At 51.2% G+C, this 14,473-nt stretch carries 10 protein-coding genes; 7 read left to right on the top strand and 3 right to left on the bottom strand.

What is annotated here, in order from left to right; genetic code table 11:
- The first annotated feature begins 725 nt into the window (after nt 1-725).
- Complete coding sequence (locus ACVA53_RS09115) at nt 726-1,706, top strand: sugar-binding transcriptional regulator (RefSeq protein ID WP_255040598.1); 981 nt, start codon at nt 726-728, stop codon at nt 1,704-1,706.
- Between the two features lie 108 nt (nt 1,707-1,814).
- Nucleotides 1,815-2,654 (top strand): penicillin-insensitive murein endopeptidase, encoded by an 840-nt coding sequence (gene mepA, locus ACVA53_RS09110; RefSeq protein WP_446504932.1) that lies wholly within the window; start codon nt 1,815-1,817, stop codon nt 2,652-2,654.
- 49 nt (nt 2,655-2,703) lie between these two features.
- Here mepA and ACVA53_RS09105 read toward each other — a convergent pair whose 3' ends face one another.
- The 3 genes from ACVA53_RS09105 to rdgC form a co-directional block, all read right to left on the bottom strand.
- Complete coding sequence (locus ACVA53_RS09105) at nt 2,704-2,958, bottom strand: YfhL family 4Fe-4S dicluster ferredoxin (protein WP_255040600.1); 255 nt, start codon at nt 2,956-2,958, stop codon at nt 2,704-2,706.
- A gap of 5 nt (nt 2,959-2,963) precedes the next feature.
- Nucleotides 2,964-4,355, bottom strand: coding sequence for a prephenate-dependent tRNA uridine(34) hydroxylase TrhP (gene trhP / locus ACVA53_RS09100; protein WP_255040601.1), 1,392 nt, complete (start codon nt 4,353-4,355; stop codon nt 2,964-2,966).
- Between the two features lie 250 nt (nt 4,356-4,605).
- The gene (rdgC, locus tag ACVA53_RS09095; protein ID WP_208113437.1) at nt 4,606-5,517 is read right to left on the bottom strand and encodes a recombination-associated protein RdgC; all 912 of its coding nucleotides are present in this window, start codon (nt 5,515-5,517) and stop codon (nt 4,606-4,608) included.
- Nucleotides 5,518-5,670: 153 nt separating this feature from the next.
- Here rdgC and ACVA53_RS09090 point away from each other — a divergent pair, with 153 nt between their 5' ends.
- The 5 genes from ACVA53_RS09090 to ACVA53_RS09070 all read left to right on the top strand — a co-directional run bounded on the left by ACVA53_RS09090 (nt 5,671) and on the right by ACVA53_RS09070 (nt 14,280).
- Nucleotides 5,671-6,945 (top strand): exonuclease SbcCD subunit D C-terminal domain-containing protein, encoded by a 1,275-nt coding sequence (locus ACVA53_RS09090; protein WP_303629308.1) that lies wholly within the window; start codon nt 5,671-5,673, stop codon nt 6,943-6,945.
- Entirely contained in the window at nt 6,942-10,784 is a 3,843-nt protein-coding gene (locus tag ACVA53_RS09085) for an AAA family ATPase (protein ID WP_446504931.1), read from the top strand. The genes ACVA53_RS09090 and ACVA53_RS09085 overlap by 4 nt, the downstream gene beginning before the upstream one ends.
- Nucleotides 10,785-10,979: 195 nt before the next feature.
- Nucleotides 10,980-11,669, top strand: coding sequence for a phosphate regulon transcriptional regulator PhoB (gene phoB, locus ACVA53_RS09080; RefSeq protein WP_107350498.1), 690 nt, complete (start codon nt 10,980-10,982; stop codon nt 11,667-11,669).
- Nucleotides 11,670-11,887: 218 nt separating this feature from the next.
- The gene (phoR, locus tag ACVA53_RS09075; protein WP_255040604.1) at nt 11,888-13,192 is read left to right on the top strand and encodes a phosphate regulon sensor histidine kinase PhoR; all 1,305 of its coding nucleotides are present in this window, start codon (nt 11,888-11,890) and stop codon (nt 13,190-13,192) included.
- Nucleotides 13,193-13,284: 92 nt separating this feature from the next.
- Nucleotides 13,285-14,280 carry a PstS family phosphate ABC transporter substrate-binding protein gene (locus ACVA53_RS09070; protein ID WP_446504930.1) on the top strand — a complete coding sequence of 332 codons (996 nt, stop codon included), beginning with the start codon at nt 13,285-13,287 and terminating at the stop codon, nt 14,278-14,280.
- The last annotated feature ends 193 nt before the right edge of the window (nt 14,281-14,473 follow it).

The following is a 14,473-nucleotide window of genomic DNA, read 5'->3' as shown; positions in this document are numbered from 1 at the left end:
GGGGCTTTCTTGTATCTGACGCTCCCGAAAGTGCTGTGCACTTTGGTCGCGTCCGGAAGCCCGGCGCGTTGAGTCCCGTCCGCTCCGCCACTTATTAAGAAGCCTCGTCGAAAGACGGGGCTTTCTTGTATCTGACGCTCCCGAAAGTGCTGTGCACTTTGGTCGCGTCCGGAAGCCCGGCGCGTTGAGTCCCATCAGCACCGCCACTTATACTAAGCCCAAGTCTTTCGACTTGGGCTTTTTTACATCTATCGGTTATGTTCGCCTTGCAGGCGAATGAGTCCCGCTGGTGCGCCAGCCCGGCCGCTCCGCCACTTATACCAACCTACATAAATATTTGATCAGCCTTGCAGGTTAAAATCGCTGTTCTCTGTGTTAGATATTTTGTAATTAGAGCCAATAGTTACTGCAATATCTGCCTTGATAACAACGATTTTTCCAGTGCAAATACTTGATCAACTACTTATCCAGGTTGGTATTATAAAGAAGCCTTGCTAGAAATAGCGGGGCTTTTTCGATTGACGATTTTGGTCCGCATTGTATAGCCTTTCTTGTTATTGGAACATAATGTCTAAAAAGCGGTTCGCACAAGCAGGGTGAAGGCTTAAGTCTCATTTCGGCGGGCTGTCTGAGGTTGGGACTCGCTGTCTTTTCCGATAACGGCTAAAATAGCCCTTCAGTTTTAACCCTATTTGTAACCCCAACTAGTAACAAAAGGTATGGCCATGACAGCGCCCCAGAATGACACCACCCATGTTGACAGCGACAAGCTTACCGAGATAGCCATCGCTTATTATCAGGATGGGGCAACGCAGGAAGAAATTTCCAAGATGTTCGGGATGTCGAGGGCCAAAGTCGGCCGTTTACTACGCCGTGCCAGAGATGAAGGGGTGGTTGAAATCACCGTGAAGTATCACCCGGTATTCAGTGAGAAACTGGAGCAGCAGTTGGTCGAGCGTTTCAACTTGAAGAGGGCGCTGATTGCCCTTGACCAGCCTGATGATGAAAGCCAGCGCCTGCAGGTGGCCAGTCTCGTGTCTAGCTACCTATCCTCGATATTGACCGATGATATGGTAGTGACCGTAGGGCAGGGACGTAACATTGCTTCCATTGCCAGCCATGTTGGGGTTGTTCCCCACCGCAAGTGTCGCTTTGTTTCAGGTATTGGTGGTACTCATCGTTCCGGTAACGCGATTAACGCTGATCATATTTGTCGTCTGCTGGCAAAGAAATACGATGGGATCAGTGAAACTCTCTATGCACCGGCCTACGTGGAAGATATCAAGGTAAGGGAAGCCTTTATGAAGAATGGCACAGTGAAGGAGACCCTTGATCGTGCACGTCGCGCTGATGTGGCTTTGGTCGGTGTCGGGGACATGAATGAAAACAGTCATATGGTTAAGCTGGGCTGGTTTACCCCGCAGGAAATTGTCGAGGCGAGGATCCGCAAAGGCGTAGTTGGCGATATCGCTGGTTATGACTTTTTCGATAGCCAAGGCCGACGTGCCGATACCATGATGAGCGACAGGGTGATTGGGCTCAGTATGGAAGAGCTCAGGCATATACCGACTGTGGTGGTTACGGCGGCGGAGAACAGTAAGGCGTTGGCTTTGCTCGGCGCTCTGCGCTCTGGGGTTGTTGATGTGCTGGCAACCAGCGTCAGTAATGCCCTGACCATTTTGAATTTGGATCAGCAAATGAAATAACGATCGTATTTTGGTTTTTCGATCCCAATGATCAAGCTGCCTGCGGGCAGCTTTTTTATTGCTTGCTATGCTGAAGAGAGCAAGAAAATAAAGACAAAAGGATCAGTCATGAGGTACTTTTTTGTGCTGTTGTTGGGGTTAGCACTGAGCTTGCCGGTAGCCGCCAGCCCATGGGAACAAGTAAAAGCGCCGACACAAGGCCAGTCGGAGTCTATCGGTACTTACAATAATGGTTGCTTGGCCGGGGCTGAGCCTCTGCCGCTGGCGGGAGATGGCTATCAGGTAATGCGCTCCCAGCGAGGGCGGTTTTACGGTCATGAATCGATGATCCGCTTCCTGCATGACTTGTCGAAGAGTGTCCACCAGCTAGAGCTTGGCCAATTGCTGGTCGGTGATATTGCGATGCCGCGTGGTGGGCGTTTTTCGTCTGGCCATGCCAGTCACCAAACCGGGCTAGATGCCGATATTTGGCTTAAGCTCGGCGAGCGTCCACTTAATGAGGCGGAGCTGATTGATGTCCAGCCATTGCCGATGGTGCATATCAAACAGTATAAGATCAACAAGAAGAACTGGAGCGATAAACAAGCCCTGATGGTACAGCTGGCAGCTGCCGACGAGCGGGTTGCACGAATATTTGTCCACCCAGTGATCAAAGAACAACTATGCCAGCGCGAGTGGACCGATCGGGCATGGCTGCAAAAAGTCAGACCATGGTGGGGGCATTATTACCATTTCCATGTCAGGCTCCATTGCCCAGATGGCGACAGTAACTGTAAAGCGCAACAATCACCGCCGCCGGGTGATGGGTGCGGGGCAGAGCTTGCTTCCTGGAAGCCGAAGCCAAAACCGAAGAAAGAAAAAGTCGCCAAGGTGAAGAAAAAGCCTAAACCTAAACCTGTCCCGCCGGCGCAATGTTTGGCCTTGCTGCGGACACCGGTAGAGGGATGATGCTCAGTGTGAAGATACAAAAAAAAGCGCCCATCGGCGCTTTTTTCGTTTAAGCCAATCCCTGAAGGGTGACAAACTTTTCGAATAGAGCTTCGTCTGTTTCGATATTGTCAGGATCGGTAATGATACAGTTGGTGATAGGACATACCGACTGGCAAGTCGGCTTGTCGTAGTGTCCTTTACACTCGGTGCATTTGTCCGGGTCGATCTCGTAGATTTCGGCCCCCATGATGATCGCCTCGTTTGGACACTCGGGATCACACATGTCACAGTTAATGCACTTTTGGGTGATCAATAACGCCATGGCGATTATTTACCGTCTTTAGGTGCGTGTGGGTTACGGGTGTTCTCACCTGAGTTTAGGTTACGCATCAATAATGCGTATTCTAGATCCATGTCTTGTGGGACAGGAATGAACACGAAGTGGCCGTTACCTTTGGCATCATCAATCACTTCAGACTTGCGGTTCTCCATCGCTTCAAGGGTGAAGATCACGTTGCCCTGCGGGGTCATGACTTCTAGGCTGTCACCCACGATGAACTTGTTTTTCACTTCGACTTCGGCCAAGTCACCACGGCGTTTGCCGGTGAACTCGCCCACGAACTGCTGGCTGTCAGAAATTGAGTAGCCGTAGTCATAGTTCTGGTAAGCATCGTGCGTGTGGCGGCGCAGGAAGCCTTCGGTGTAACCGCGGTGAGCCAAGCTCTCCAAGGTACCCATCAAGCTTTCGTCAAATGGCTTGCCGGCAACCGCGTCATCAATCGCTTTGCGGTAAACCTGTGCAGTACGTGCACAGTAGTAGAAAGATTTGGTACGGCCTTCGATTTTCAGAGAGTGGACACCCATCTTGGTCAAACGCTCAACGTGCTGGATAGCACGCAGATCTTTCGAGTTCATGATGTATGTGCCGTGCTCGTCTTCGAAAGCGGCCATTTTTTCTTCTGGGCGGTGTGCTTCACTTAGGAGTACGACTTCGTCAGTTGGCTTGCCAAGACCCAATGTATTGTCTGGACGCTCTTCAGCTTCTTGCACCTGAACCGTTGCATCTTGTACTTCGACAATCTGACCGGCATCGTTTTCAGTGGCTTTCTCTGTTTTGTATTCCCAACGGCAAGCATTGGTGCAGGTACCCTGGTTAGGGTCACGCTTGTTGATGTAGCCAGATAGCAAGCAACGACCAGAGTAAGCCATGCATAGCGCGCCGTGAACGAAAATTTCCAGCTCGGTTTCCGGGCAGTGTTCACGGATCTCTTCGATTTCTTCTAGCGAAAGTTCACGAGACAGGATGACACGCTCGACACCTTGCGTTGACCAGAATTTCACGGTAGCCCAGTTAACGGCATTAGCCTGAACGGATAGGTGAATTGGCATCTCTGGGAAGTTTTCGCGAACCATCATGATAAGGCCAGGATCTGACATGATAAGTGCGTCAGGGCCCATTTCCACGATCGGTTTCAAATCGCGGATGAAGGTTTTCAGTTTAGAGTTATGTGGCTGAATGTTACATACCACGTAAAGCTTTTTGCCTTGAGCATGAGCTTCGTCGATACCGATTTTCAGGTTCTCGTGGTTGAACTCGTTGTTACGGACGCGAAGGCTGTAACGTGGTTGGCCGGCATAGACAGCATCTGCACCATAGGCGAATGCGTAACGCATGTTCTTAAGGCTGCCCGCAGGCGATAACAATTCAGGTTTAAACATAGCTCTTAAATTCCAGTGTCTGATTGCAAATCAGGCCGTATCGCAGGGGGATACGGAGTTGAGGCGGGATTTTACTGTGATCTACCCCTCAATAGCAATGCTAACCCAGTAAACAGGGGGAAGTATTCATTGTTTGCTGGTGTAAACAGGCGAGAAAAGAGAGAGCGTTACAAGCTTGAGGCAAGGTTAAGCACAGAAAGGAAAAGGGTGGCACCAAGTTACTTAGTGCCACAATACTCAATACCGTCAGTTAGGCTTTGGCTTCAAGACCGCCAAGCACTTCGAACAGGTTCGGTAGGAAAGCCGAAAATTCACCTGCCATCAGAGAAAGATCGGCATCAATACGCACAGCCATCTCGTCACGGTCGATGTCTTCATTTTGATCTTTCAGCTCGTCAGAGAACTTAAGGCGCTTGATTGACAGGTCGTCGCCCAGGACGAAATCAATGCGGTCCTGCCAGTTGATCGACAACTTGGTTACCAGCTTATCGGCTTCGATGTGAGCCATGATTTCATCGCTCGACAAGTCCTGCTGCTTACAGCGGATCACACCGCCATCTTCCAGAATTGCTTTCAACTCGGCTTCTTCACCGATAGTGAAGCCGTCTGGAGATGTGTTCGAGCGAACCCACTCGGTCATGGTCAGCTCTGCAGGCTTCTCTGGGGTTACCGGAATAACAGGTAGGCTACCGATAGACTTACGTAGCAGTGCCAGCATGTCTTCGGCTTTTTTAAAGCTACCCGCATCAACCAAGACGTAGCCTTCTTTTGGCATGATCAGCGCGTAGGTTTGGCTCTTGCGGCTGAAGGCGCGAGGTAGCAGATCCATCACGATTTCATCTTTGATGGTGTCTTTTTCACTTTTCTTTAGCTTGCGGCCTTGCTCAAGTTCTTGGGCTTCCACCTTCTCATTCAGTGTTTCTTTGATCACTGACGCTGGCAGCATTTTTTCTTCTTTACGCGCACAAATCAGGATGTTGTCACCAATCACATGGGTGAACATATCGCCGTGCTTACCCAGAGCATGGACCCAACCAAATTTTTGCTGATCTTGGCTGCCACAAGGGGTGAACCGGAATTCTTCAAGCTGCTTTTCTAGTTGGTCAGGATTGAGGTCGATCTCGCGGCTGAAGCGATAGGTAAGTACGTTTTTAAACCACATCATGGCTGTTACAAATCCTTGGTTGTGCATTTGGCTGTCAATCTTATTGCATTGGTTGGCTTTTGTCTTAAGTTTTCGTGCTCTGCTGCTTGGGCTCATCACAAAGTGCGGTACAATCTTGAACAGTTTTTCCAGAACGGCATATCGACCGCAATGAAGATCCTCCATACCTCCGATTGGCACCTGGGTCACCAGCTGCACGGCTATAACCGCGATTTCGAGCATCAGGCATTTCTTGACTGGTTGGCGCAAACCCTTGAGCAAGAGCAGGTCGATGCCCTGCTGGTTGCGGGTGATATTTTTGATACCGCCAACCCCCCGGCGAGTGCCTGGCGAATGCTGTACCGCTTCTTGGCGCGGATGGCGAAAAGCATGCCGGCCTTGAACGTGGTGATGATTGGTGGCAATCACGACTCGCCAAGTAAACTTGATGCCCCGCATGAGCTACTCAAGGCGTTTGACTTACATATCGTCGGTGGTGTTCATCGCCTGCCTGATGGAGAGCTGGATACCGAGCGGATGATGGTTCCGCTGACTAACAAGGCGGGTGAGCAAGCCGCTTGGGTGCTGGCGGTGCCTTTCTTGCGCAGTGCCGATCTTCGCACCGAAGATTTGGACGAAGAGGATGACCGCCTAATTAAAGGCGTCGAAACCCTGTATGGCGAGGTAACTGCTGCGGCGCGTCAGTTGCAGCAACCGGAACAAGCCTTGATCGGAATGGGCCACGCTTACATGGCATCGGGCAAGTTGTCGGAAATGTCCGAACGCCGGGTGCTCGGTGGTAACCAGCATGCCTTGCCGGCCACGATTTTTGCCGAAGAGATTCATTATGTTGCGCTGGGGCATTTGCACCTGGCGCAGATGGTGACCAAACAGGATCATATTCGCTACAGCGGCTCGCCGTTACCACTGTCGATGTCTGAACGTCGCTACAAGCACCAAGTCGTTTTGGTTGACTTCGAGGGTCAGCAGGTAACAGCGATTAAGCCGTTATTGATCCCTCGTGTGGTTGATATGCTCAAAGTGCCAGCTAAGCCTGCCTCGTTGGACGCGGTGTTAGCTGAACTTGAGGCCTTGGAAGTAGAAGATGTACCGCGTGAGCAGCAGCCTTTCTTGGAAGTGCATGTACTGCTTGATAAGCCTCAGGCATTGCTGCGTGAAAAAGTCATGCAGGCTATTGAGGGTAAGGCGGTGCGCTTAGCCAAAATCACCCCGCATTATCAGCAGCAAGAGCAACAGGATGGCTTGAACCACCGTCGTTTATCGGAGGTTTCCCCTGAGCAAGTGTTTGCGCTGAGTTGGGCTAAAAAATATAACGGGGAGCCGGATGCTGCAATGGCATCGGCTTTTGAACAGCTATTGATCCAGGTTGAGGATGAGGCGGGTAATGAGCCTGATGCTGCGTCACGAGAGGGAGAAAAACAATGAAAATTCTAGCCTTACGTGGTGAAAATCTGGCGAGCCTGCAGAGCCATTTTGAAATAGACTTTGCGGGCGGGCGCTTGGGAGACGCTGGTTTGTTTGCGATTACCGGTAAAACCGGGGCAGGCAAATCGACCTTGCTTGATGCCATTTGTCTGGCGCTGTACGACCGTATTCCCCGTTTGCAATCCAACAAGAAAAACGATGCGGAGATCGGCCGTGACGGTGACAGCAGCCGCATCAAAGCCAACGATGTGCGCAGCATTTTATCGCGCGGTAAAGCTGAGGCTTACACGGAAGTCGACTTTGTCGCCAATGACGGTAGCCATTGGCGAGCACACTGGCATGTCCGCCGTGCGCGGGGTCGGGCAGAAGGCCGTGTGCAGGCCGCTGAGCAGTGGTTGGAAAATATCGATACTGGCCAACGGTTTGCAGGGAAAAAGCAAGAGCTTCAAGCCGAGATTGAGCGTTTGATTGGCTTGACCTTCGAGCAGTTTCGCCGGGCGGTGATGCTCCCCCAAGGTGAATTTGCGGCCTTCCTCAAAGCGGGCGCCGACGATCGTGCTGCCTTACTGGAGCGCATGACAGGCGGCGAAATCTACGGCCAGCTTTCGGTTGCCGCTTATGAACGTGCTCGCGAAGAAAAGCTAGCTTTAACGCAATTGCAAGACAAACTGGGCGATATTGTGCTGCTGTCTGATGAAGAAAAGCATGCTTTATTGACCCAAGTAGCAACCTTGAAACAGCAGGTGGAACAACTTGATAGCCAGCTGCAAGCATTCAAACAGCATAAGCAGGCATTGCAGACCGCAGCTATGTTGGCGACGCGTGTCGAACAGGCGAAGACTCAGTCTGTTGCAGCGAGCCAGCAAAAAGCCGAGGCGGAGCCACGTTATACGCAATTGACCTTGATTGAGCAGGTACAACCCGCTCAGCGCGATTTTTCATTGTTGCAGCAAGCGCAGACACAGCTCAAAAAAGTCACTGATGGATTAACGACTGCGACAGTGGCTTTGGCGACAAAAACCCAAGTTCATCAGACTGCTGAGCAGCAGATGGTGGCAGCGCGAGGTGCGCTCAAAGAGGTGGAACAACAGTGGCAGGCTGTTGAGCCCAAGTTAAAAGACGCTGCCAAGTGGGATCAGAAAATATCGGGGTTACACGATCAGTGGCGTGAGCTCGATGTGCAATGCCAGCAGCATCGCCATACCCAGCAAGAACAGCAGCTGCTTGTGACGCAACTGCAACACGCGCAACAGCGCTACCAGCAGCAAGCCGAACAGTTACAGGCCTATTTTGCGCAGCATCCCGATGTAAAGCGTTTGGCTGAGCAAGCCTCATCGGTTGAAGACAATGTGAAACGCTATCTTGCCGCTCATCGGGCCAATAGTGATTTGCGTAAAGAGCAGCAACAGATCGGACATGAGTTACAGGTTCATGCCGAGGCTAAAGTCACCCTAGATCAAAAGGTTAAAGATCTACAACAGCAGCAACAGGCGTGCGAGGCACAACGCCAGAGTCTTGACGTCGTGGCTCTGGAAGCCCAGCAGAGCCAAGAGCGGGGGCATTACGCAGACAAGCTGCAATGGCGTGATACCTTGCGCCAAGGTATTTCTGGTTCGAAAGAATGGCAATCGCTATTGGTGCAACAGGATAAGGCTGATGGGGAATGGAAAGACACCACCAAACGCGTTGCCGATGCCACAAAGCGTTTAACAACCTTGATGCCTCAGTTGGCGACTTTGTCGATACAGCACAAAGAAGCTGAAGGCATGCTACAACAAAGCCGTGCGGTAATGCAGCTCGACGATTACCGGGCCGAATTAAAAGGCGGTGAAGCTTGCCCATTGTGTGGTTCGCTCGAACACCCCTATGCCACAGACAATCCTGTTGTTGAAGGGCTGCTGCAGGCCCAGCAACAGCGAGTGTCTGAGCTGGCTGAACAGAAGTTGGCAGCAGAAGTGCAAATAAAGCAACTGCAGCAGCTACAGGCAACTGAGCAGCCGCGTTTGATTGCTCTAGAGGCTGAACGGCAGTTGCTGGGGAAGCAGATTGCGCAGGTCTACCAGCAATATGAAACGGTCTTTTCGGCCCTGTGCCAGAGCATGGTTTCGGAGAAAACGGCTTCGGAGATAACCACTTCGGAACTAACCGCTGAATCGGATCTGGCAGGGGTAACCGCGCTGTTTGAACAGTGGCAAGTGGATGTCGCACAGGTGGATATGGCCTTGAAGCAGCTGCAACAAGCTGGTGAAGAGCGTCAGCGCCGTATTGATCAAGGGCGTCAGCTGGAGCGACAGTGGCAGCAGTTACAACAGGCCCAGAGCCTGCTTGTTGATCAGCAGCATAGTCATGCTCAGAAAGAGACGCAATGGCAATCCCGCCTGCAGTCACTAGAGCAACAGCAAGCAACCCAAACGGAAATCTTGACGGCGCGCGCAGAAGCACTGAATGGCCAGTACGGTAATGATGCGTGGTTAGTGCAGCTGAAAAATGTTGGGGAAGAGGCTTTCTTTACCCAACTCCAAACCCAGATACAGCAGTTTTCGGTCAATCAAACCGCATTGGCTGAGGCGGAAAAACAGTTGGGGCTGTTGGCACCGCAACTGGCAGAAGTACAAACGGCGCTGCGTAATACGGAGCAGCGTAGTGCGGAAATTACGGCGGTAATGACGTTGCTGACTAAGGAGAAAGAACAACTGTGGCAGCAACGTGTCGCCCTCATTGGCGAGCAGGATCTCCCGGCGGTTGAAAGCTTGCACAAGCAGGCCATTCATAGCCAGCAGCTAGCCTTGGATCATGCCCAGCAGCAACAGCGCCAATCGGGTGAAGCCATGGCAGCGGCAGATGCCGCCTTGAAAGCGATGCAACAACAGCATGGTGATGCCACGCAGGTGTTAACTGAGTTGCAAGCCCAGTGGGCGCAATGGCTGATGCAATTTGATCTGACTGATGAGGCTCTGACAGCCTTGCTGGCTCATAACGAAGGATGGCTAGCGCAAGAGCGTGAAGCCTTGAAGCAGTTGGAGCAAGCGCTGGCCGCGGCGAACACAGTATTGTCCGAGAGAGAGTTGGCGGTGGTCGAACATCAACCGGTGTTGGCTATCGCTCAGCAATGGCTGACTGCGCATAGCATCGATATTGACGATAGCGGCATTCAACCTGATCAGAGTGGCGCGGCACAGCCTGTTGCCTCACCGATTGTTTCGGGCTGGGAAACGGAGAAGGCAGCGTTGGATGAACAAATCTTCCAGGGTCGGCAGCGCTTGGCACAGGCCGAGCAAGCCGAGTTGCAGTCCGGGGCGTTGACCGAACAACTCAAAAGCCAGCAAGCTACCACTGAACTGTGGATCCAGATGAATGAGCTGATTGGCTCGGCGACGGGCAACAAGTTCCGTACCTTGGCGCAGGGACTGACCCTGCAGCAATTGGTGGTATTGGCCAACGAGCATTTGCATGACTTGGCGCCGCGCTATGCCTTGCAGCCCGTACCGGGCAGCCCGTTGGCGCTGCAGGTGATTGACCATGATATGGGCGATGAAGTGCGCAGCGTGGAGTCACTGTCCGGTGGTGAAAGTTTCCTGGTTTCCTTGGCTCTTGCACTGGCATTGGCGTCACTGGCGGCAGATACTCGCCAGCTTGGCTCGCTGTTTATTGATGAAGGGTTCGGTACCCTCGACCCCGATAGCCTGGAAATGGCACTAGCTTGCCTTGATGCCTTGCAGGCTGATGGGCGCCAGATCGGGGTTATTTCCCATGTCGGGACGCTGGTTGAACGTATTGGTGTACAGGTTGCAGTGGAGGCTCAAGGAGGAGGCCGGAGCCAGATCACAGTGAGGGGGTGATGGGCTGCTTGCTCATTAAAAGTGAGGCAGTCCTAATCACGTTTTTTATCAATATGTTGCTGTTATGTGCTACAAAGTGCTATATGACAGTATGATATACGTTCAGTTACGTATTTCTCCATGAGAGTCACAAAAGTGTCATACTTAACACACATAATGGCGCCGAAAGACAGCAATTAATAGGTATTGACTACGATGGTAAGACGGATTCTTGTTGTAGAGGATGAAGCTCCAATTCGCGAGATGCTTTGCTTCGTTCTTGAGCAGAAGGGATATCAGGCTGTTGAAGCTGAAGATTATGACATGGCGCTTGAGAAACTGTGCGAACCTTATCCCGAGCTTATTTTGCTCGATTGGATGTTGCCAGGTGGCTCAGGAATTAATCTTATCAAGCACTTGAAGCGTGATGAAATGACTCGTCAGATCCCGGTTGTTATGTTGACAGCCCGTGGCGAGGAAGAAGATAAGGTACGTGGTCTGGAAGTGGGTGCGGATGATTACATCACCAAACCATTTTCCCCGAAGGAGTTGATGGCACGCCTGAAGGCGGTAATGCGCCGCGTTTCACCGACATCTCTTGATGACGTGATTGATGTTCAGGGCCTGAAGCTTGATCCGGTATCCCATCGCGTGACCTCTAACGAACAACCATTGGACATGGGGCCAACCGAGTTCAAGATGCTTCACTTCTTCATGACTCACCAAGAGCGCGTATACAGCCGCGAGCAGCTGCTGAATAACGTTTGGGGTACCAACGTGTATGTTGAAGACCGAACCGTTGATGTTCACATCCGTCGTTTGCGTAAAGCACTAGAGACTGGTGGTCATGATAAATTGGTTCAGACGGTGCGTGGAGCGGGTTACCGTTTCTCGACCCGAGTTTAGTAGTAATACCAACCTAAATAAGTATTTGATCAGTTTTACTGGTTAAAATCGCTGCTATCTATGTTAGAGATTTTGTAATTAGAGCCACTAGTTACTGCAATCTCTGCCTTGATAACAACCATTTTTCCTGCGTAATACATAGGTCAATTACTTATCCAGATTGGTATCAGTAACAATCAAGCAGGCGCACTGCGGGTAACGTGGTGACGGAGTTATAAATGGTAGAGCGGCTTTCGTGGAAAAAGTTAGTCTGGGAACTACTCTTTTTCTACTTGCCTTGGATCGCACTGGGGTGGGTATTTGGTTATATGCCCTGGTTTTTGCTGGTCGCAACATGGATCCAGTTGATTTGGCATTTTCATAATTTGTTGAAGATGTCTAATTGGTTATGGAAAGAGCGGAGTCTGACGCCTCCTTCGGGATCGGGCAGCTGGGAGCCTCTTTTCAATGGTATTTACCGTTTGCAGCAACGTAACAGACGTCGTCGCAAAGAGCTGGCAACCTTGATCCGACGCTTTAGAAACGGTGCGGAATCCCTTCCTGATGCTGTTGTTGTCTTTCGCAGCGAAGGGAATATAGTGTGGTGTAACAAGCTAGCCCAGCACCTGCTTGGCTTCCGTTGGCCGGATGATGCCGGTCAGCCAATCAGTAATTTGCTCCGGAGTCCGGACTTTGTTCGTTACCTGAGTAAGCAATCTTTTGAGGTTCCGCTCGAAATTACATCGCCGCTCAACTATGACCGTACTCTTGAGCTACGGGTCATGCATTACACCGAAGGTGAATACTTGATGGTGGTGCGGGATGTTTCTCAGGTGAAGCAGCTTGAAGGTATGCGCCGCAATTTCTTTGCTAACGTATCTCACGAGCTGAGAACACCAATGACGGTGCTGCAAGGTTATCTGGAAATGTCGAAAGACCCAGAAATGCTGGTGGGCCCGATGTGGAATAAAGCCCACGGGGTGATGACCGAGCAGCTGATCCGAATGAACTCTTTGGTTGAGCAGCTGTTGACCTTGTCAAAGATCGAGGCGGCACCGAACATCGAACTCGAAGAGACGATTGATGTTCCGGCAATGTTGGATGTGTTGGAAAAAGAGGCCATTTCTCTCAGCGGTGGTAAAGAGCAGTTATTTACCTTTGAAGTGGATTCCTCGCTCAAAGTGTTGGGTGATGAAGACCAACTGCGTAGTGCGATTTCCAACTTGGTCTACAATGCGGTTAAGCATACGCCGCCGGATGCGGAAGTGAAGGTGCGTTGGTTCCTGACGTCGGCAGGTCCGAGACTGGAAGTCACTGACCAAGGGCAGGGTATCGAGCCGCAGCATATACACCGTCTGACCGAGCGTTTCTACCGGGTTGATAAGGCACGATCACGTGAGACTGGTGGCAGTGGGTTAGGTTTGGCGATTGTTAAGCATGCCTTGAGCCACCATGATTCACACCTTGAGATCGAGAGTGAAGTGGATGTCGGCAGTACGTTCGCGTTTACTTTGCCACAGCGCTTGATTGCAAACGCGGCATAAGTGCAAAACACGCCGAATTGGCGGTGAAACATGCTAAAGTATTCAGCGGCCTAAGGGCCGCTGTTGTCGTTTTAAGGAGTTACAATAACCGAATGATTAATCGGATCTGGCAAGCCATTAGCCGATGGCAGAAAATAGCAATCACTCTTGTTTTTCCTCTGTCTGCCTTTGTCGCAGCTGGCCCCGCTCATGCAGATCATAGCCCGTTGCCTCATTACGAAAAGGTGAAAGGGATCTCCGGTAATTTATCCTCGGTTGGTTCGGATACCTTTGCCAATTTGATGACCTATTGGTCAGAAGAGTTCAAGCGCACCTATCCGAGTGTGCATATTCAGGTACAGGCGGCTGGATCGTCAACGGCACCTACTGCTTTGATTGAGGCTACTGCCCAGTTTGGGCCGATGAGCCGGCGGATGAAGGCAAGGGAAATTGCGACCTTTGAGCAGGAGTACGGTTACAAGCCAACGGAGATCCGAGTTGCTATCGATGCGTTGGCGGTGTTTGTCAACGAGGATAATCCGCTGCAAGGTCTGGACTTTACTCAACTTGATGCCATTTTTTCGCAAACCTTGCGCTGTGGTGGTAACCAATCAATTACCCGCTGGGGGCAGTTGGGGCTAACAGGCAGTTGGGAAACGCGGGGGCTCCAGCTCTTCGGCCGAAACTCGGTCTCCGGCACCTATGGCTATTTCAAGCAAAAAGCCCTGTGCCAAGGGGATTTTCGCAATAACGTCAACGAGCAGCCGGGCTCGGCCTCGGTCGTGCAATCTGTATCGACGTCGCTTAATTCTATCGGTTATTCCGGTGTCGGCTACCAGACCACCGGGATCAGGGCGCTACCCATCTCCCGCAAAGGGAGTGATTATGTTGCGCCGACCATAGAGAATGCGGCCAGTGGCCGTTACCCATTGGCGCGCTACCTGTATATCTATGTTAATAAACATCCTGAGCGGCCATTGCCACCGCTTGAGAGCGAATTTATCCGCTTTATCCTGTCGTACCAGGGCCAGGATTTGGTGAAGAAGGATGGTTATGTTCCCTTGCCTGCCGAGGCGGTGAAGCAAACACTGATTGAGCTGGGCCTTTAGCGGGACAATTGATGATAAAAAAGCCGGAGATGACCTCCGGCTTTTTTATTGATTCAGGAAAGCTGGAGGCTACTCATACTAACCTACATAAATATTTGATCTGTCTTGCAAGTTAAAATCGCTGTTCTCTGCGTTAGATATTTTGTAATTAGAGCCACTAGTTACTGCAAAATCTGCCTTGATAACAACGATT

The organism is Photobacterium sp. DNB23_23_1, assembly GCF_052873815.1.
The sequence above is the reverse complement of the archived record's forward strand: the minus strand, read 5'-3'. Positions and strand labels throughout refer to the sequence as shown.

Bases quoted from the DNA above. Each gene is read 5' to 3' on its own strand.
- ACVA53_RS09115 (WP_255040598.1), top strand. From the start codon at position 726: ATGACAGCGCCCCAGAATGACACCACCCATGTTGACAGCGACAAGCTT.
- mepA (WP_446504932.1), top strand. From the start codon at position 1,815: ATGAGGTACTTTTTTGTGCTGTTGTTGGGGTTAGCACTGAGCTTGCCG.
- ACVA53_RS09105 (WP_255040600.1), bottom strand. From the start codon at position 2,958: ATGGCGTTATTGATCACCCAAAAGTGCATTAACTGTGACATGTGTGAT.
- trhP (WP_255040601.1), bottom strand. From the start codon at position 4,355: ATGTTTAAACCTGAATTGTTATCGCCTGCGGGCAGCCTTAAGAACATG.
- rdgC (WP_208113437.1), bottom strand. From the start codon at position 5,517: ATGTGGTTTAAAAACGTACTTACCTATCGCTTCAGCCGCGAGATCGAC.
- ACVA53_RS09090 (WP_303629308.1), top strand. From the start codon at position 5,671: ATGAAGATCCTCCATACCTCCGATTGGCACCTGGGTCACCAGCTGCAC.
- ACVA53_RS09085 (WP_446504931.1), top strand. From the start codon at position 6,942: ATGAAAATTCTAGCCTTACGTGGTGAAAATCTGGCGAGCCTGCAGAGC.
- phoB (WP_107350498.1), top strand. From the start codon at position 10,980: ATGGTAAGACGGATTCTTGTTGTAGAGGATGAAGCTCCAATTCGCGAG.
- phoR (WP_255040604.1), top strand. From the start codon at position 11,888: ATGGTAGAGCGGCTTTCGTGGAAAAAGTTAGTCTGGGAACTACTCTTT.
- ACVA53_RS09070 (WP_446504930.1), top strand. From the start codon at position 13,285: ATGATTAATCGGATCTGGCAAGCCATTAGCCGATGGCAGAAAATAGCA.